Here is a 19,252-nt window from a genome sequence, read left to right on the forward strand (position 1 = left end):
GTTCATGCCCTTTCGCGCGTATGAGACGGCGCGATTCTTACTTCATGAACTGTGACGGTGAAATCAGGTCAAAGAAAACGCGCCCCCTTCATTCAGGGAGACGCCAGACCTTGGAGGGGAGAGACTTAGCGACGCGCGGCGCGGTCTACGTTACGTCCTGCGTCCTGCGTGGCGTCTACTGCATTTGCCGTATCCCGGCCAACGCCGCGAATGGTATTACCGCAGGAACTCAAGGTCACGACGGTCAACAAAGCCACGAAAACGGTCGAAAGAATACGTGTGATCATTTGAAATAACTCCCCTATGACTTGCCGTCCAAAGGCAAGCGCCGATGTGATATGCGTCACAATAACGTGAGCATTGGAAATCGGTTCCACCGGCGTTTGAAAAAATCCTGTCGGTGAAAATTAACATGGTTTTGAACTTCGCGAGGGAAACTCGGGTGCAGGGATCATGATCGGGAAAATCGTGTGGGTGACATGACTGAGATAAACAATCGGCTACTGGTGATGACGGCGGGCGGGCTGAACCCCAATGTCATGATCAATGCGCTGGCCGCCCGGTTTCCGGATATCCATGTCATCGTGGAGCAGGCGGAGAGCAAATCGGCCATTCTGAAGAGACGGGCGCGGCGGCTCGGCTGGATGACGGCCGCAGGCCAGATGGCGACGATGATCGCCTCCCGACTCGGCAAGCGCTTCGCTGTTCGGCGCACCAATGAGATCATTGCCGAACATGGCCTCTCTGCCGATCTCGGCCAGGCCGTTCCCGTTACACACGTTGCCTCCCTGAACGACGAAGAGTGCCACAAGGCCGTCAACACCTTGCAACCGGCGGCGATCTTCACCATTTCCTGCCGCCTTCTGACACCGGCAACCCTTCAAGCCCTGCGCTGCCCGGTCATCAATTTCCACGCCGGCATCAATCCCGCCTATCGCGGCCAGATGGGCGGTTATTGGGCGCTGGTGGAAAAGGACCGGGGTAATTTCGGCGCAACCGTGCATCTGGTCGACAAGGGCGTGGATACCGGCGCAACCCTTTACGAAAAGCGGCTGAAGCCCTCGCCTTCCGATACCATTGCCACCTACCCCCTGCTTCTGACCGCCGCCTCGGTCGATATTGCGGTCAGCGCTATCGAGGACGCCCTTTCCGGCAGCCTTGCGCCGCAACCGCCCTTGCCTGGCAAATCGGTACTGCGGTTTCCGCCGGCAATCTGGACATGGCTGTGGAACGGCCTCACCAAACGTGTCTGGTGAGAACAACCAGCCATTGCCGCCAGCCGAACGCGTGAAATCAAGCTTCGTCGCAGATGCAGGGCTGTCTTGCCGCAACAGGCAAAGACGTGGGCAAAAAACCGGTGCATGATAAGGAAAAGGACCAAATTCAAATTGCACGATATCTCGACCTCTCCCGCCATTGCCGCCTCCATTGAAGCCTCACCCGCACAGGTGCTCGGCCCGGCAAGCCTTGCCGGTCTCTTTCCACAGGGCGTGCGTGTCTATCTGACCGACACCGGACAGGCCTCGCAGGACAGGCTGGTCGACGCTGCAAAACATCTTCGCGATCTCGGCTACACACCAGTGCCGCATCTCGCGGCACGGCGCATATCGTCTCGCGTGGAATTCGAGGAGCAGGTGAAGCGGCTGGCAGGCGAAGCGGGCGTATCGGATGTGCTGGTAGTCGGCGGTGGCGTCGCGAAGCCGGCCGGACCCTTCGCATCCAGCATGGATATGCTGTCGACCGGCATCTTCGATCGCTGCGGGATAAATCAGATTGCAATCGCCGGCCATCCCGAAGGCAGCCCCAATTTCAGCGAAGAGATGGCGACGGCCGCCTTGAAGTTGAAGTATGATTTTGCCGAAAGAAGCGATGCGGCAATGCGCATCGTCACCCAGTTCGGCTTCGACCCCGCGCGCTTCATTGCCTGGGCGGAAGGACTTGCCGCCTCCGGCATCGACTTGCCGGTGCATATCGGCGTCTCCGGCCCGGCCAGGATCACGACGCTGCTGAAATATGCAGCACTCTGCGGCGTCGGCAATTCCATCGCCTATCTGAAAAAGAACGCACTCTCCCTGACGACGCTGGCCAAGGGCCATTCACCGGAAAGCGTGGTCGGCCCTATCGAACGGCACTGGCAGGCAAATCCGGCAGGCCCGATCCGGCAAATCCACGTTTTCCCCTTTGGTGGGCTACAGAATTCGGCAGACTGGCTGGTCGGTCGTGGAAGCTGGCAAACCGGCGATGCGGACTTTTCCGCAAAGCGGGACACGGTAGCGATCTAAGCCCACCTTTGCCTATGGCGCGACGGACGCTCGCCGTCGCGCACTCCCGTTATAAAGATCTACCTCAGGCCGCCTTGGCGACCTCGACAAAGGCATTGCGGATGCTTTCCGCGACCGCAAGGATGGGGCGCGAGGGTCTTTCGCCCGTGATCAGGCGAATATCGAAATAACCAAGTTCCGGCAGGCCTTCCTTGTCGCTGAGAATGACCATGTCGTTCTGCACATAGGAGCGCGGCAGGGGCGCGATGGCGAGATCGGCGGCAATTGCTGCGCGCTGCGCCATGGTATGGCCGCTGAGATAGGCCACGCGGAAATTGCGCCCGCGCTTTTCAAGCGAGTTGATTGCCTCCGAACGCCAGATGCAACCTTCTTCCCAGATCGATATGGGCAGCGGATCGCGCAGATAGGCCGTGCCGCATTTCGCCCCTGCCCAGACGAGACGTTCGCGCATCAGCACCTCGCCCGTATCCCGCAGCGGATGCGACGCACAGTTGACCAGTGCCAGATCCAGCCGCCGTTCATCCATGCGCTTGTAGAGATTGGAACTGGAATCGATCGTGACATCGATCATGATGCCGGGGAAAACCTCGGCAAAACGCTTGAGGATACCCGGGAGCAAACCGCGCTCGCCAATATCTTCCGGCGCACCGAGCCGGACGACGCCAGACAGTTCGGGCATGACGAAACGCGACACGGCCTCGTTGGACAGCGCGATCATGCGGCGCGCATAGGTAAGAAGCGTTTCGCCATGCGCCGTCAAAGTCACCGAGCGGGCATCGCGCAGGAACAACGTCGTCTTCAGCTGTTCCTCCAGCTTCTTTATCTGCATGGAAACGGCGGACGGCGTTCTGAACACCACCTCTGCGGCGGTGGAGAAGTTCCCGGTCTCGGCAATCGCGACGAAGGTTCTCAGAATGTCGTTATCCAGCAGCGGCAGCGGTTGGCGGAAAGTTACGGTCATGGCACGAACCTTCAAATATTTTGATTTATAGATGGATATCATTTCGTTTGATTGAATGTCAACACAGGCGCACCATCCGGGACATCGAATGACAGGGCAACTAACGCCTTGTCGGAATGAAGCGCTGGCCCATCACGGAAAGACAGAAAGTCCGGCAGGCAGCGAGCGCAAGTCATTCCTAAAATTGATGAATGACATAAAATTCATTCTCTTGTTTGATGAGATATGTAAGCGCATACCGAAGCCGTAAACAGGATCGTGGTTCACGAAAGGATCAAGACATGGCCATGATACATTATCACCCCGCAGCGAACCGTTCGTCGCAACGCCCCTCGACCGGTAGCTGGCTCCAGCGCCTGTCCGGCCAGATTTCCGCTCTCCATGCGTCATGGAAGCGCGCAAGAATGCTCCGCGCGCTGGAAGCTTTGCCGCCTGAAACATTGAAGGACATTGGATGGCCGACAACCGACAGCAGCCGCATCAGGGTCATCCGCAAATGATGCGCAACCCCATGGCTCGCAACCGTCTCAGGACTTGCGAGCCATCCGCCAATCCCGAAACGCCCCGGCAGAGGCGTAAAGTGACCTGCCTGTTTTACATGCGACACGACGCCCTTTAAAAAGGCTTGTCGCAAATTTTGCATATTTCAAAAGCTATTTTTTGACAGCCCGGATTCCACGGCGTATTTTTCGTTAAAGATGTCGGAAACAGGACATCCAGAAGACCGATTCCAAGGGAGGAATTGCGTATTCGCAACGGAGCACGGGCAAATGAGCAGGAACTCCCAGAAGAAACGCTCAATCGTCTTTTTTCTCATTCCGCAATTTACCATGCTGCCGTTCGCCGCAGCGGTTGAAACGCTTCGCATCGCCAATCGCATGCTGGGGTATCAGGCTTACGAATGGCGCCTCGCCTCGCTCGACGGCCAGAAGGTCATGTCATCAAGCGGCATCTGTCTTGAGGTCGACACCTGTCTTGCCGATGAGCGCCGATATGTCAGCGGCGAAAACCGCGTTGAAATGGCGATCATCTGTTCGGGCATCGATGTCGACCAGCACATCAACAAATCCGTCAATGCCTGGCTGCGTGAAGCCTATAATCGCGGCATCGCCATCGGCAGCCTCTGTACCGCCGCACATATCCTCGCGCAGGCCGGTCTCTTGAACGGCAAACGCTGTGCGATCCACTGGGAGAACCTGCCTGGTTTTTCCGAAGCCTTCCCGCAGGTCGAAGTCTATGCAGATCTCTTCGAGGTCGACAGCAACATCTACACCTGCGCCGGCGGCACCGCGTCGCTCGATATGATGCTGAGCCTGATCGGTCAGGATTTCGGCGAAAATCTCGTCAACCGCGTCTGCGAGCAGCAATTGACGGACCGGGTGCGCAGCCCCAACGACCGCCAGCGCCTGCCACTGCGTGCGCGCCTCGGCGTTCAGAATAGCAAGGTCCTGTCGATCATCGAATTGATGGAGGGCAATCTGTCCGAGCCGCTGTCGCTGCTCGACATCGCCGATGCGGCCGATCTGTCGCGCCGACAGGTGGAGCGTCTATTCCGGCAGGAAATGGGCCGCTCACCCGCCCGCTACTATCTTGAAATCCGCCTGGACCGCGCCCGCCACCTGCTGGTGCAATCGGCCATGCCAGTGGTCGAGGTTGCCGTTGCCTGCGGTTTCGTCTCCGCTTCGCATTTCTCCAAGTGTTATCGCGAAATCTACAATCGCACGCCGCAACAGGAACGGGCGGAACGCAAGCTGCTGATCAGCGCCTCGCGGATGGCAACCGCGAGCCAGGGCAAAGCCGCGCACTGACGCGGCTTTAAACCTCTAGGGCGAAAAATCCCTCGTCTCAGGGATGAAAACCTCCCCTCCGTCATGCCGGACTTGATCCGGCATCCAGCCACGGCGCGTCTGCGCAGCGAAAGGTATCTCCTGCGATCAAGTCCGGGGTGACGGAGTGGACACCAACTCAAGGTCACGCAAACGGCCGCACCGCGTGGGCGAGATCTTCTGCCGTCATACCTGCACCCGCCCTGCTGCCCGCCTCGCCATGCAGCCAGACACCGGCAGCGGCGGCCTCAAAGGCAGGCGTTCCCTGCGCAAGCAATGCGCCAATGATGCCAGCCAGCACATCGCCTGACCCCGCCGTCGCAAGGCTCGACGGCGCATTGGTATTGACCAGCGCACGGCCGTCCGGCGCGGCGATGACCGTATCCGCACCCTTGTAGACCAGCACTGCGCCGCTGCGCGCCGATGCGGTCTGCGCCTTCTCGATCTTGCTCAGTGACATGTCAGTGGCGAGATCGGGAAAGAGCCGAGCAAACTCGCCCTCATGCGGCGTCAATACGAATTTCCCCGCGCCTGAAATCATCCGGTCGAACAGGGTTTCCGGGCAGTCCTTGAAAGCGGTGATCGCATCGGCATCCAGCACCACCACCTTGTCCCCGAGCAGGGACACGAATTGCCGCGCCTTTTCGAGATCGCCGAAACCGGGACCGAGGACGAAAGCGCCGTGGCGTTTGTCGTCCAGCCAGTGGCGCAGATCGTCCGCATCATCCAGACCGGCGCTCATCACCGCCGTCAATGTCACCGAAAGCACGTCGAGCGCCTGCTTTGGTGCGGCGATGGTGACGATGCCCGCCCCCGCCTTCAGCGCCGCAATTGCCGTCATGCGGCTTGCTCCCGTCGCATGTGGCGGTCCGGAAAAGACGGTCAGATGCCCACGGCGGAATTTATGCGTTTCCATTTCGGAACGGGGCAAGGCGTCGCGCCAGACAAGTGGATCGTTTTCCGCAACCGATCCCGCATGAGCGGCAAGAATGCGGGAGGGGATGCCGATATCGAACACCTCAAGCGTACCGCACAGTTCCCGCCCCGGCATCAACAGATGGCCGGGTTTTCGCGCCATGAAGGTTACGGTCCGCTCCGCCTTGAACGATGCACCCAGAGGCACGCCCCTCCTGCCGCAAAGACCAGACGGCAGATCGACGGCGAGAACCGGCACGGCCGCCTGCGTCACCGCATCGATCACGCGCCGAAGCTCCGACGGAATCTCGCGGGACAATCCGGCACCGAACACCGCGTCAATCACCAAGTCACCAGCCATGGGCACATAGTCGCCAAGCGGCAGGGCTGTGAGGCCGCTGCCCTCGAAAGCTGTCCGGGCATCGCCTTTCATGGCCGTGACGTGGCCAAGATGATGAACCGCAACTGTCGCCCCGCTTTGCACAAGCGAGCGTGCCGCCACGTAACCATCACCGCCATTATTGCCGCCTCCGCAGAGCACGACGAAACGCAGCGCGTCCGGATAGTGGCGAAGGGCCGAAGCAGCGACCGCCTGCCCTGCCCGCTCCATAAGATCGTATAGGGGAATGCCGGATTGGCCCGAGGCCGCATCGATGCGGGCCATCACAGCCGGGTCGATAAGAAGGAGATTCAATAGGGATTTCATGGAGCGATCATCCCTTCAAAACGCCGGAAAGGCAATCGATACAAAAATAAGCAAATGGTTGCGGCGAAATAATAATCAAATGCATAAAATATAAACAAATCAACAAAACGCCGTCAGTGCATTCCAAAATATTCAACATAACTAAAATAAGGAAAACCGACAGAATTGATGACGGATTTTTCGGGTTTTGGCGAGAAATTGGCTGGAAAACCACAAAAAGCGAATGCATTTTGTGCCAGAAAGCCGGGCAAGCGAAGTTTTTTCTTCAAGCCCGCTTCCGATCTGGCACAATACGTGCATTCTTGTGGCAGAGCGGGAATAACCTGCTTTAACGGGAGAAGCGGAGAGATATTTTCTCATGAAAAAGATCGAAGCGATCATTAAGCCTTTCAAGCTCGATGAAGTGAAGGAAGCCCTTCAGGAAGTCGGACTTCAGGGAATCACGGTCACGGAAGCAAAAGGCTTTGGTCGTCAGAAGGGCCACACGGAACTCTACCGCGGAGCAGAGTACGTCGTGGACTTTTTGCCGAAAGTGAAAGTCGAAGTCGTACTGGCGGACGAAAATGCGGAAGCCGTCATTGAGGCTATCCGCAATGCGGCACAGACCGGACGTATCGGCGACGGAAAGATTTTCGTTTCCAACGTCGAGGAAGTCATCCGAATCCGTACCGGTGAAACAGGCGTGGACGCCATATAATCGGAACCAGGTCCTGAGCCGGGGAGGCTCAGGTTTTTCACCTCGTCACCACACACTCAAGGAAAACGTTTAAATGACGACCGCAAACGATATCTTGAAGCAGATCAAGGATAACGACATCAAGTTCGTGGACCTGCGCTTTACCGATCCCAAGGGCAAGCTGCAGCATGTCACCATGGATGTTGTCTGCGTAGACGAAGACATGTTCGCCGATGGCGTCATGTTCGACGGCTCCTCGATCGCCGGCTGGAAGGCCATCAACGAATCCGACATGGTGCTGATGCCCGATCCGGCAACTGCCCATACCGATCCGTTCTTCGCCCAGTCTACCCTCGTCATCCTTTGCGACATTCTCGACCCGGTTTCCGGCGAAGCCTATAACCGCGACCCGCGCGGCACCGCCAAGAAGGCCGAAGCCTACCTCAAGGCCTCCGGTATCGGCGACACCATTTTCGTTGGCCCCGAGCCGGAATTCTTCGTCTTCGACGACGTGAAGTACAAGGCAGACCCTTACAACACCGGCTTCAAGCTGGACTCGTCGGAACTGCCGTCCAACGACGACACGGATTACGAAACCGGCAACCTCGGCCACCGTCCGCGCGTCAAGGGCGGTTACTTCCCGGTTCCGCCGATCGACAGCCTGCAGGACATGCGTTCCGAAATGCTGACGGTTCTCGCTGAAATGGGCGTCGTCGTCGAAAAGCACCACCACGAAGTCGCCTCCGCGCAGCACGAGCTGGGCGTGAAGTTCGACACCATGGTATCCAGCGCCGACAAGATGCAGATCTACAAGTACGTCGTGCACCAGGTCGCCAATGCCTATGGCAAGACGGCAACCTTCATGCCGAAGCCGATCTTCGGCGACAACGGCTCTGGCATGCACGTGCACCAGTCGATCTGGAAGGGCGGCAAGCCGACCTTTGCTGGCGACGAATATGCCGGCCTGTCTGAGAACTGCCTGTACTACATCGGCGGCATCATCAAGCATGCCAAGGCCATCAACGCCTTCACCAACCCGACCACCAACTCCTACAAGCGTCTGGTGCCGGGTTATGAAGCTCCGGTTCTGCTGGCCTATTCCGCCCGCAACCGCTCCGCATCGTGCCGCATTCCCTTCGGCTCCAACCCGAAGGCAAAGCGCGTCGAAGTCCGCTTCCCGGACCCGACCCAGAACCCCTACCTCGGTTTTGCAGCCATGCTGATGGCCGGCCTCGACGGCATCAAGAACAAGATCCATCCCGGCAAGCCGATGGACAAGGACCTTTACGACCTTCCTGCCAAGGAACTGAAAAAGATCCCGACCGTCTGCGGCTCGCTGCGCGAAGCGCTGGAAAGCCTCGACAAGGATCGCAAGTTCCTGACCGCCGGCGGCGTGTTCGACGACGACCAGATCGACTCGTTCATCGAGCTGAAGATGCAGGAAGTCATGCGCTTCGAAATGACCCCGCATCCGGTCGAATTCGACATGTACTACTCGGCCTGACCGGCATTTGGGACGCCTTTAGAGGCGTCCCTTCCCGCTCGGCGGTTTTCCCCTGGAAAGCCGCCGTTTTCTTTTGATGCCCAGCCATGTCGCGAACAATGTCGATCAAGCCAGCCTCTCAGCAAACACGCCTCACGGACTGGCTCATCTTTCTGGCGGTACCGTTCTTTTTCTCCAGCAACATCATTTTCGGCCGCGGCGTCATCGGCGAGGTCTCGCCCTTTATTGCCGCCTTCATTCGCTGGATCGGATCGAGCCTCATCATCGCCCCCTTCATGATCGCCGACTGGCGGAACTGCCTCGCCTTCGTGCGCCAGAAAACGCTGCTCTGGCTCGTTCTTGGCATTCTCGGCATGGGCGTCTGCGGCGGCGTGGTCTATTGGGGCCTCACAATGACGACGGCTGCCAACGGCACGTTGATCTACACGACTTCGTCGCTGTTCATCATCCTGTTCCAGCGCATCTTTCAGGGCCGCCCGATCCGCAGGCTCGAAGTGGCGGGCATGATCATCGCTTTTGCGGGCGTGGCGGCAATCGTGCTCAAGGGCGATATGTCCGCTCTCTGGCAGATGAAATTCAACATTGGCGATTTCGCCATTCTGACGGCAGCGATTGCCTTTGCGGTCTATTCGCTGCTGTTGCGCGATCCCGCGGCGCGGCAAATGGCCTCGTTCAGCCTTTTCGGCCTCATCGCCTTCTCCGGCGCGCTGGTCCTGCTCCCACCCGCAGCGGTGGAACTGGCGCATGGTGGCCTGCTGCCGGCCACGGCCATCGCCTGGGCCAAGATCGGCGGCATCATCCTGTTCGCCTCGCTGCTTGCCTTTTATTGCTTCACCCATACGGTCCGCGTTTTCGGCCCCGCCACGGCAGGCATCACGCTTTACATGATGCCACCCGTCTCGATTGTCATGGCCACGCTTTTCCTTGGTGAAACGTTTGAAACATATCACGCCATCGGCATCGTGCTGGTTACCGGCGGCGTCGTCATCGCCACCGCACCTATCGGCCGCAGGGTCGCTTAAGAGCATCACGGGAAAAAGGGCCGGATACCGCTAGCCCTTGATATTTCCCATTCCGCACCCAACTATTAGTGGGAAAGGAAGTTCATACCATGAAACAAAGAGACGCAAAATTTACGCTTGGCGAGATCGTCCGCCACAAGGTGTTTCCGTTCCGCGGTGTGGTGATTGACGTGGATCCGGAATATGCCAATACGGAAGAGTGGTGGAACGCCATCCCCGCCGATATTCGCCCGGAGCGCGACCAGCCCTTCTACCATCTTCTGGCGGAAAACGATGAGACGGAATATGTCGCTTACGTTTCCGAACAGAACCTCGTCCACGATGAAAACGAGGCGCCGCTCCGGAACCGCAATATCGAGCGGATGTTCGACAAGGCGCCCAACGGCGAGTGGCGGCCGAAGATGTCGCTGGCGCATTAGCGCAGGCCCGGTTTGACAACAATCATAAGGGCGCTGTGCGTTTTTACTGAAAATCCGTCGGATCAAAACCGCGCATAAAAAAACCGGCCTGAAAACAGGCCGGTTTTTTCGTGTTCTCGTAAAGAGATCAGGGCTTCGGCGCGCCCTTTGCGGCGTCCTGAGCAGCTTCCAGCTTCTTGCGGGCCTCTTCGGCCTTTTTCTGCATGCCTTCCTGAAGGCTGCGCTGGCTTTCTGCGAGCTGCGACTGGGTGATAGCCGCGCCGTCATAAGCGCCGGTAAAGCCGGTAAGCGCGATCTTGATGGGGTTCGGCGCGCGGCGGAAGTTGATCGAGGTGAAGACGATCTCGTTGCCCTTCTTCAGCGACGCGATCATGGCGTCCGTCAGCGGAACTTCAGCCGTGCACTTGTCGGGAAGGCAAACGGCGTAATCGAGCTTCTGACCCTTGCCACCGTCGATCTGCATCATCACACCCGGGGGAATGAGACGCGCGGTCGGAACGGAAACCTGGAGCAGCTTGCGGTTGACCTTGCCCTCGACAGTGATGAGGCCGACGGCAGTGATCATCTGGCCGTTCTGGGCAAGAACCACGTTCTGCACGACGCAGACATCGTTGTCTTCCTGCTTGGAGCAGGTCTTGAACCAGCCGAGCGGCGGAGCGCCAGCGCCCTGATTGGCGGGAGCATCCTGTGCCTGCGAGATGGCCGGAGCGGAAACCGCGCCCAGGGAAAGAACGAGAGCGGACAGAGCTGTCCGGGTGAATGTGTTTGCCTTTTGCATCATAAGAGTTCCGTCTCCTGAATGTCTGCCAGAACAGAACCGCGGGTCCTGCTCGCCGATGGCGGTATCCTTCTGCCCGTTCAACTGTCGTTTAAATGAGGCAAATGCGTGACCCGTCTCTTCCGGCCACCCTGTTACATGCCGTTCGCGGCGATATCCAGCACTTCTTTAACTTTTTCTTGAGGCAACCCAAGATTTCCCGCCCTCGCATGGGTCCAGCCATGGGCTTGTGCTACATATTCGCCAGAATCATAACAAAAAACCAATTATGACGATAATCGACCACGACGACAAAACGGACCGACAGTTGAGACAGGATAGTGACATGCGCAAGCTTGCGGCCCTCATCCCCGCATTGTTTCTTTGGGGAACGGCCCTGCTTTCTCCGGAAATTGCCGTGGCGCAGCCGCTTCACGCCATTTCCATGCACGGGACGCCGGCACTTCCCGCCGACTTCCGGCACTTCCCTTATATCAATCCGGACGTGAAAAAAGGTGGTCGCATATCCTACGGTGTCGTCGGCACCTTTGACAGTCTCAACCCCTTTGTTCTCAAGGGAATGCGCACCACGGCGCGCGGCGTCTGGGACCCTGAATTCGGCAATCTCCTCTACGAGCCGCTGATGCAGCGCTCGAGCGACGAGCCATTCAGCCTCTACGGCCTGCTGGCAGAAACCGTGGAGTGGGACGAGGAGCGCACCTTCACCCAGTTCAACATAAATCCCAAGGCCAAGTGGTCGGATGGCGAGCCGGTGACGCCTGACGATGTTATTTTCACCTTCAATCTCCTGAAGGAAAAAGGCCGTCCGCCCTTCAACAGCCGTCTCGACGGCGTGGCGAAGCTGGAAAAGATCGGCGAACACGGCGTCCGCTTCACCTTCAACGACAGGGCGAACCGCGAAACGCCGCTCATTCTCGCCTCTTCCACCCCGATTTTGCCGAAACACGCGATCGATCCGGAAAAATTCGAGCAGGCGGGCCTTGGCGCTGTCGTCGGCTCGGGTCCATACCGAATCAAGACATTGCGGCCGGGTGAACGAATCATCTGGGAGCGAAACCCGGACTATTGGGGCAAGGAAATCCCGAGCAAGGTCGGCTTCGAGAATTACGACGAGATCAGCATCACCTATTTCCTTCAGGTCACCACCATGTTCGAGGCCTTCAAGAAAGGCGATATCGACATTTATCCCGAAGGCGACGCCATCAACGGCACCTCCGATACGTCTCATTGGGGCCAGGCCTACAACTTCCCCGCCGTTCATCGCGGCGATATCGTCAAGGATGTGTTCCAGCCGCGCCTGCCATCCGGCATGTTCGGCCTTGTCTTCAATACCCGCCGCGCGGTCTTTGCAGACGAAAAGGTGCGCGAGGGCCTGTCCTATGCGCTCGATTTCGAGTGGATGAACAAGAACATTCTCGGCGGCGCCTTCAAGCGCACGCAGAGCTACTGGCAGAACTCCGCGCTCGGTGCCTATGGCAATGCCGCAGATGAGCGCGAACTTGCGCTGCTTGGCGATGCGGCCAAGAGCATGCCGCCGGAACTTCTGGCGGGAACCTATGCCATGCCCACCACCGACGGGACCGGCGCGGACCGCAAGGTCCTGAAGCTCGCCGTCGATAAGCTGAAAGAGGGCGGATACAGCATCAAGAACGGCAGGATGTCCGACGCCAATGGCCGCCAGCTCGCATTCGAGATCATGACGCAGAACCCGGCGCAGGAACGCATAGCGCTTGCCTATCAGCGTTCGCTGAACCTGATCGGCGTCGCCATGGGCATCCGTTCGGTTGACGATGGCCAATATCAGGCACGCTCCAACAGCTTCGATTACGACATGATAATCCGGTCCCTGCCCTCATCGCTCTCGCCGGGCGCCGAGCAGCTCAATCGCTGGAGTTCATTGTCGCGGGATGCGCAGGGCAGCTTCAACTATGCGGGTGCGGCCAGCCCCGACATCGACCGAATGATCGAGGCCCTGTTGCAGGCCCGATCCACGGAGGATTTTCAGGCGGCGGTGCGTGGCTATGACCGCCTTCTCGTCGCCGGCCACTATGTCATTCCGCTCTACTACATTGGCGCGCAATGGATAGCCCGCTGGAAATATATCGACCGCCCGGATATGACCCCGATATCAGGCAATCAGAAACAGACCTGGTGGGATGCGAGGGCGCAATAACCCGCCCCTGCCCGGTCCAAGACAACGGAAGATAAAGCCATGGAACGCATCGTTATCGACGTCGTATCGGATATGGTCTGCCCCTGGTGCTATCTGGGCAAGGCAAGGCTCGATCTTGCCATTGCCGAGGTGCAGGACGAAATCAGCGTCGACGTGAACTGGCGACCTTACCGGCTCAACCCCGATTACCCGCCTGAAGGCGTCGACCAGAAGGCCGCGCTTGAGGAAAAGCTCGGCAAGGAGCGTCTCGAGCAGGCCCATGCCTCGCTGGTTGAACTCGGCAAACAGGTCGGCATCCATTACGATTTCGATGCAATCAAGATTGGCCCGAACACGCTCGACGCACATCGCCTGTCGCTCTGGGCCCATGCGGAAGGCCGCGACGTTCAGGAAAGGATCGTCACCGCTTTGTTCAAGGCGAATTTCGAGGAAGGCCGCAATATCGGCGATCACGCCGTGCTGACCGATATCGCCGAAAAGGCAGGAATGGACGCCAAGGTGGTAACACGGCTTCTGGCATCGGATGCGGACAAGGACACGGTAATTGCCGAAATTGACGCGGCGCAGCAAATGGGTGTTTCCGGCGTACCGTTCTTCATCGTCGACCAGAAATACGCCATCAGCGGTGCACAAACGCCTGATGTATTGATTGCTGCACTGCGGGATATTGCAAAAATCAAGGCGGACGAGCATAAGTCGATGAACTGACGGTCGAACACCGGCAGCTTGCCCTAATCGATAAACTGTTGGTGTTTTCCCGTGTCCGACCAGACCCTGAAAGGCATTCTGCTTGCCTTTGCCGCCTTCGCTGCCTACGCATGGAGCGACGCGAGCGTTAAACTCATAGAAGGCCAGATTTCGCCGATCGAATCGGCCTTCTTCGGTGCCCTGTTCGGCCTCATCGCCCTGCCCTTCATCCGCAAGCGCAATGATCGCTGGATGGATGTGGTGAAGACGACCAACCGGCCTTTATGGATCATCCGATTTTTCGCCGCCGGTACGGGTGCCGTTGGCAGCGTCACCGCTTTCACCCATCTTTCCATGGCCGAAGCCTTTGCGCTGATCTTCCTTCTTCCTTCGTTCGTCACCATCATGTCGGTGGTGTTTTTGAAGGAACAGGTGGGCATCCGCCGCTGGTCTGCGGTCATCATCGGTTTCCTCGGGGTGCTGGTCATCCTGCGGCCGGGTTTCCGTGAACTCGGCATCGGCCATATCGGCGCCATCATCGGCGGCTTCAGCGGCGCACTCAGCATCGTCATCTTCCGCGCCATGGGCCCATCGGAAAAGAACGTCTCGCTGTATGGGGCCGGCGTACTGGGCTGTCTTACCATCAGCGGCATCGCCATGCTGCCAACCTTCATCATGCCGGGCGGTGAACAATGGTTGCTGCTGGCGGGATATGGACTGTTAGGGGCGCTTGGCAACGTGCTTGTCATGTATGCTGCCCAATATGCACCCGCCGCCATGATCGGCCCAACGCAATACAGCCAGATGCTCTGGGCCATCCTGTTCGGCTACCTGATCTTCGGCGACCGTATTGATGGCTGGATGTTGATGGGCATCGCCCTGATCGTCGGCTCCGGCCTGCTGACGCTCATCCGTGAGAAGCAGCGAAAAGTGCCGCTGCCCGCCTCCATCGCCGCAACCGACCAGAATGTGGCCGTCGGGATCACGCCGGAAGACGAGCGCTAAAGTCGAAAATGCATGAGAACCAACGACGCATGTTTGCGTCGCTGGCATGGCATTCGATCAATCACAAACCCTGACCCGATACATGTCGCCCCAGGCATTCTGTCGCCAGGCCACGTGGCAGCGCGGATAGACCGGCTGGTAAGCAACAGGCGGTCCATAAGCTGGCGCGGCGTAAACGGGTGGACCGTAGGCCGGTGCATAATAAGCGGGGCCATAAGCGTAACCGGGATGCCTTGCCCCGGCGATGAGCGCTCCGCCAATGATCGTTCCTGCGATCCCGGCGGCAAGGCCGCGGCCGAAATTATTGCGCGCTTCCGCCTGACTGGTGGTGGCAATTGTGGTGCCCGCAATTGTCAAAGCAACCAGACCAGCGGTGGCAAACCTGTTGATGTTGGTCCACATCGTCCTGCTCCTTCAAGACCCGGCGGCTTTACGATCCGCCGCACCGGGTATGAAGGAAAGATTACGCCCGCGAAGACTACCGATACATGTCCGTCTCGTTACATCGCGGTAATTTTCGCTGAGCCTTTGCTGGTTGGGTTTTACGAGGACTGACCAATGGATAATGAACCGAAGGAGGGTGTGGCTCCCCCCTCTGCCCTGCCGGGCATCTCCCCCACAAGGAGGGAGATCGGCAAGACGCGCTGTCACCACTTCATTCTCCAACGTCAAGATGGGCAAAACTTCGCCGCATATTGATCTCCCCACCTGTGGCGGAGATGCCCGGCAGGGCAGAGGGGGGTAAACCCCACCCACCTTCGGTCAGTTGTCGAACGGGCAACCCCCTGAAGCTCAAATCTACGACCGAGCCAGCTCCGCCAATTGCGTCATGACCATCGCCGCACCCGCCAGCCGTTTTTCCGGCGTCGGCAGATCGCGGTTCAGTAACAGGCTGTGGTCCGGGCGGATTTTCGCCATCGAGCCCTGCTTGCCAATATAACCGACAAGCGCTGCCGGATTGGGGAATTCCTTGTTGCGGAACTGCACAACCACGCCTTTCGGCCCGGCATCCACCTTCTCGACATTGGCCGTGCGGCAGAGCGACTTGATGTAGACGATCTTGAGCAGATGCTGCACTTCCTTGGGCAATGGGCCGAAACGGTCGATCATTTCTGCGCCGAAACCGTCGATCTCGCTTATATCCGCAAGCTCGCCGAGACGGCGGTAGAGACCCATGCGCAGATGCAGATCCGGCACGTAGTCTTCCGGGATCATCACCGAGGTGCCGACCGAGATTTGCGGCGACCAGCCGCTGTCGCGCACCTGTTCGTCACCCTTCACTTCGGCCACGGCCTCTTCCAGCATCTGCTGGTAAAGCTCGAAGCCAACTTCCTTGATGTGGCCGGACTGTTCTTCGCCGAGCAGATTGCCCGCGCCGCGAATATCGAGATCGTGGCTGGCAAGCTGGAAACCGGCGCCGAGTGTGTCGAGCGATTGCAGCACTTTCAGCCGCCGCTCCGCCATCGTCGTCAACACCTTGTTGACCGGCAGGGTGAACAGCGCGAAGGCGCGGACCTTGGAACGACCGACGCGACCGCGCAGCTGGTAAAGCTGGGCGAGACCGAACATATCGGCGCGGTGCACGATCAGCGTATTGGCGGTCGGCACATCGAGGCCGGATTCGACGATGGTGGTCGAAAGCAGCACATCGTATTTGCCGTCATAGAAGGCGTTCATGATGTCTTCGAGTTCACCCGCCGCCATCTGGCCATGCGCCACCGCCACTTTCAGTTCCGGCACATCCGACTGCAGGAAGGCGTGGATATCGGCGAGATCGGCAAGGCGCGGGCAGACGTAGAAGCTCTGGCCACCGCGATAATGCTCGCGCATCAGCGTTTCGCGGATTACCAGCGGATCGAAGGGCGAAATGAAGGTGCGAACCGCCATGCGGTCCACTGGCGGCGTGGTGATGAGCGACAGCTCGCGCACGCCGGTCATGGCCAGCTGCAAGGTGCGCGGAATGGGCGTTGCCGACAGCGTCAGCACATGCACGTCGCTTTTCAGCTCCTTCAGGCGCTCCTTGTGCTTCACACCGAAATGCTGCTCCTCATCGATGATCAGCAGGCCGAGATTGGCAAAGCTGATGCCCGCACCGAGCAGCGCATGGGTGCCGACGACAATGTCGGTTTTTCCATCAGCCACTTCCTTCTTGGTGAGCGCAAGCTCCTTCGAACCCACAAGGCGCGAGGCCTGCTGCACCCGGATCGGCAGACCACGAAACCGTTCGGAAAAGGTACGGAAATGCTGTCGCGCCAGAAGCGTGGTCGGCACCACCACCGCCACCTGAACGCCATTCATGGCGGCAAGGAAAGCGGCGCGCAAGGCCACTTCGGTCTTGCCGAAACCGACATCGCCGCAGATCAGGCGATCCATCGGCCGCCCGGCACCGAGATCGTCGCGAACAGCGTCGATGGCGTTCAGCTGGTCCTCGGTCTCGTCATAGGGGAAACGGGCGGCAAACTCGTCGTAAAGCCCGTCCGGTGCGATAAGCGCCGGCGCGTGGCGCACCAGACGCGCGGCTGCGATGCGGATAAGCTCGTCGGCCATATCGAGCAGGCGCTTCTTGAGCTTGGCCTTGCGCATCTGCCATGCGCCGCCGCCGAGCTTGTCGAGGGTGGCTTCCGCGGCATCAGAACCATAACGCGAGAGAAGATCGATGTTTTCGACCGGTAGGAACAGCTTGGCGTCGTCGGCATAATGCAGCTCCAGACAGGCGCGCGGCGCGCCCGCTGCCTCGATGGTCTGCAAACCGACGAAGCGACCGATGCCGTGTTCGGCGTGAACCACGAGCGAGCCTTCGTCCAGCCCCGCCACTTCCGCGATGAAATCCGCGCCGCGCTTGCGGCGCTTGGAACGGCGCACCATGCGGTCGCCAAGAATATCCTGCTCGCCGATGATCGCGAGCGTTCCGGTCTCAAACCCGGCTTCGAGGCTCAGCACCGCCGAAGCCGCCTCACCCTTGCCGAGTTTCTCCACATCTTTCAGCGATGTCACCGGCTTGATCTTTTCAAGCCCGTGTTCGTTCAAGACCTGCAACAGCCGGTCGAGCGAACCTTCCGACCAGCCGGTGATCAACACCTTCCAGCCCTTGGCCCGGCGCTCGGCAATGTGCTTTACCGCCAGATCGAAAACATTGACCCGCTCTTCGCTATCGCCTTCGGTCGGTGGACGTGCCCAGCGCGGGCCAACATGGGCATCAAGCGTCGCGACCGGGCGACCTTCGCTATCGTGTTCGTTGAAGGGCGTCAGCCGCACCGCATTGACGCTCGCAAGCGCCGCCTCGAAGCTCTTGCCGTCGAGATAGATTTGCCCAGGCGATACCGGCTTGTATGGCGCGCCCTGCGTCGAGCCCTTGGTCTCGCCGGAAGCCCGCCGCGCCTCGTAATAATCGAGGACCAGCTTGGAGCGTTCCTTCGCCGCCTCGCGCGCGGTATGGTCGGTGACGATACGGAAACCGCTGAGATAATCGAAGGCGGTTTCCAGCTCTTCGTAAAACAGCGGCAGCCAGTGCTCCATGCCGGCATAACGGCGGCCTTCGGAGACGGCCTGATAAAGCGCATCGTCGCGCGTCGCCGCACCGAATAGCGACAGGTAATTCTTGCGGAAACGGCCGATCGTATCCGGCGTCAGCGTCACTTCGCTCATCGGATTGAGATCGAGCGAGCGCGCCTGTGCGATGGTGCGCTGGCTGGCCGGATCGAAGGTGCGGATGCTTTCCAGCGTATCGCCGAAGAAATCGAGCCGCACCGGCTCTTCGGTGCCCGGTACGAAGACATCGAGAATGCCGCCGCGCACGGCGAATTCACCCACTTCACGCACCGTCGCCACCCGGTCAAAACCGTTGCGCTCCAGCCGCGCGGCGATGTCCTCCATTCGGATCTGGTTGCCGGGCTTGGCCGAAAAGCCCAGGCTCTCGATGATGTCGCGCGGCGCCATCTTCTGCAGCATGGCGTTGACAGTGACGAGAACGATGGCCGGATGCGGTTTCTTGGCGTGATTGATGAGGCCGGCAAGTGCCGCGAGCCGGCGCGCCGAGGTGTCCGCACTCAGTGACACGCGGTCATAAGGCAGACAATCCCAGGCCGGCAGCGTCAGCACCGGAATATCCGGCGCGACAAAACCAAGAATCTGTTCGAGATCGGCGACCCGTTGGCCGTCCGACATCACGTAAGCCACCGATGTTCCCGCCCGCGCCATATCGGCGAGCAGCAAGGCTTCCATGCCGGAGGGCACGTTTCCGATGGTCAGCGGCGTATCGGCCGACGCCACCAGCTTTGCATCGAATCCGGCTATCATGT

Annotated in this window: 18 protein-coding genes; 11 read left to right on the forward strand and 7 right to left on the reverse strand. The window is 59.2% G+C overall.

All coding sequences use genetic code 11. The annotated features are described in order from the left end of the window. Positions 1-125: 125 nt before the first annotated feature. Positions 126-287 (reverse strand): entericidin A/B family lipoprotein, encoded by a 162-nt coding sequence (locus CRP02_RS20085; protein WP_097102870.1) that lies wholly within the window; start codon positions 285-287, stop codon positions 126-128. 192 nt (positions 288-479) lie between these two features. On the opposite strand from CRP02_RS20085, the gene CRP02_RS20090 reads away from it, so the two are divergent. Continuing rightward, positions 480-1,256, forward strand: a complete 777-nt coding sequence (locus CRP02_RS20090) for a formyl transferase (protein ID WP_097172110.1) — start codon at positions 480-482, stop codon at positions 1,254-1,256. A gap of 105 nt (positions 1,257-1,361) precedes the next feature. Then, positions 1,362-2,282 carry a methylenetetrahydrofolate reductase gene (locus tag CRP02_RS20095; RefSeq protein WP_097172111.1) on the forward strand — a complete coding sequence of 307 codons (921 nt, stop codon included), beginning with the start codon at positions 1,362-1,364 and terminating at the stop codon, positions 2,280-2,282. A 64-nt stretch (positions 2,283-2,346) separates the two neighbouring features. On the opposite strand, the gene CRP02_RS20100 is transcribed toward CRP02_RS20095, so the two are convergent. Then, a complete protein-coding gene (locus tag CRP02_RS20100; RefSeq protein WP_003515711.1) occupies positions 2,347-3,285 on the reverse strand; it encodes a LysR family transcriptional regulator in 939 nt (312 codons plus the stop codon). A 239-nt stretch (positions 3,286-3,524) separates the two neighbouring features. Here CRP02_RS20100 and CRP02_RS20105 point away from each other — a divergent pair, with 239 nt between their 5' ends. Next, positions 3,525-3,743 (forward strand): hypothetical protein, encoded by a 219-nt coding sequence (locus CRP02_RS20105; RefSeq protein WP_097172112.1) that lies wholly within the window; start codon positions 3,525-3,527, stop codon positions 3,741-3,743. Positions 3,744-4,013: 270 nt separating this feature from the next. Continuing rightward, positions 4,014-5,051, forward strand: coding sequence for a GlxA family transcriptional regulator (locus tag CRP02_RS20110; RefSeq protein ID WP_003515714.1), 1,038 nt, complete (start codon positions 4,014-4,016; stop codon positions 5,049-5,051). Positions 5,052-5,214: 163 nt separating this feature from the next. On the opposite strand, the gene CRP02_RS20115 is transcribed toward CRP02_RS20110, so the two are convergent. Both CRP02_RS20115 and CRP02_RS27630 read right to left on the reverse strand, forming a co-directional pair. Continuing rightward, positions 5,215-6,690 (reverse strand): NAD(P)H-hydrate dehydratase, encoded by a 1,476-nt coding sequence (locus CRP02_RS20115; RefSeq protein WP_097172113.1) that lies wholly within the window; start codon positions 6,688-6,690, stop codon positions 5,215-5,217. Positions 6,691-6,803: 113 nt separating this feature from the next. Then, entirely contained in the window at positions 6,804-6,959 is a 156-nt protein-coding gene (locus CRP02_RS27630; RefSeq protein WP_003515718.1) for a hypothetical protein, read from the reverse strand. Positions 6,960-7,048: 89 nt separating this feature from the next. On the opposite strand from CRP02_RS27630, the gene CRP02_RS20120 reads away from it, so the two are divergent. The 4 genes from CRP02_RS20120 (at position 7,049) to hspQ (ending at position 10,311) form a co-directional block, all read left to right on the forward strand. After that, positions 7,049-7,387 carry a P-II family nitrogen regulator gene (locus tag CRP02_RS20120; RefSeq protein WP_003515720.1) on the forward strand — a complete coding sequence of 113 codons (339 nt, stop codon included), beginning with the start codon at positions 7,049-7,051 and terminating at the stop codon, positions 7,385-7,387. 73 nt (positions 7,388-7,460) lie between these two features. Continuing rightward, positions 7,461-8,870, forward strand: coding sequence for a type I glutamate--ammonia ligase (glnA, locus tag CRP02_RS20125; RefSeq protein WP_003515722.1), 1,410 nt, complete (start codon positions 7,461-7,463; stop codon positions 8,868-8,870). Positions 8,871-8,968: 98 nt separating this feature from the next. Continuing rightward, positions 8,969-9,892 (forward strand): DMT family transporter, encoded by a 924-nt coding sequence (locus CRP02_RS20130; protein WP_075807527.1) that lies wholly within the window; start codon positions 8,969-8,971, stop codon positions 9,890-9,892. Positions 9,893-9,981: 89 nt separating this feature from the next. Further along, on the forward strand, positions 9,982-10,311 hold the full coding sequence (gene hspQ / locus CRP02_RS20135; RefSeq protein ID WP_003515726.1) for a heat shock protein HspQ: 330 nt from the start codon (positions 9,982-9,984) through the stop codon (positions 10,309-10,311). A gap of 127 nt (positions 10,312-10,438) precedes the next feature. On the opposite strand, the gene CRP02_RS20140 is transcribed toward hspQ, so the two are convergent. Beyond that, positions 10,439-11,092: an invasion associated locus B family protein gene (locus CRP02_RS20140; protein ID WP_013636323.1), complete on the reverse strand. Its 654-nt coding sequence runs from the start codon at positions 11,090-11,092 to the stop codon at positions 10,439-10,441. Positions 11,093-11,414: 322 nt separating this feature from the next. Between CRP02_RS20140 and CRP02_RS20145 the strand changes: the two genes are divergently transcribed. The 3 genes from CRP02_RS20145 to CRP02_RS20155 are packed head-to-tail and all read left to right on the forward strand — an operon-like array spanning position 11,415 to position 14,954. Continuing rightward, positions 11,415-13,262 (forward strand): extracellular solute-binding protein, encoded by a 1,848-nt coding sequence (locus tag CRP02_RS20145; RefSeq protein ID WP_097172114.1) that lies wholly within the window; start codon positions 11,415-11,417, stop codon positions 13,260-13,262. A 39-nt stretch (positions 13,263-13,301) separates the two neighbouring features. Continuing rightward, positions 13,302-13,970, forward strand: a complete 669-nt coding sequence (locus tag CRP02_RS20150) for a DsbA family oxidoreductase (RefSeq protein WP_003515731.1) — start codon at positions 13,302-13,304, stop codon at positions 13,968-13,970. Between the two features lie 51 nt (positions 13,971-14,021). After that, complete coding sequence (locus CRP02_RS20155) at positions 14,022-14,954, forward strand: DMT family transporter (RefSeq protein WP_097102880.1); 933 nt, start codon at positions 14,022-14,024, stop codon at positions 14,952-14,954. Between the two features lie 57 nt (positions 14,955-15,011). Here the strand turns inward: CRP02_RS20155 and CRP02_RS20160 are convergent, their stop codons facing one another. After that, on the reverse strand, positions 15,012-15,356 hold the full coding sequence (locus CRP02_RS20160; protein ID WP_097102882.1) for a hypothetical protein: 345 nt from the start codon (positions 15,354-15,356) through the stop codon (positions 15,012-15,014). A gap of 396 nt (positions 15,357-15,752) precedes the next feature. Then, positions 15,753-19,250: a transcription-repair coupling factor gene (mfd, locus tag CRP02_RS20170; RefSeq protein ID WP_097172115.1), complete on the reverse strand. Its 3,498-nt coding sequence runs from the start codon at positions 19,248-19,250 to the stop codon at positions 15,753-15,755. Between the last annotated feature and the right edge of the window lie 2 nt (positions 19,251-19,252).

Source organism: Rhizobium sp. AN5 (assembly GCF_900215255.1).
Lineage (GTDB): Bacteria > Pseudomonadota > Alphaproteobacteria > Rhizobiales > Rhizobiaceae > Agrobacterium > Agrobacterium tumefaciens.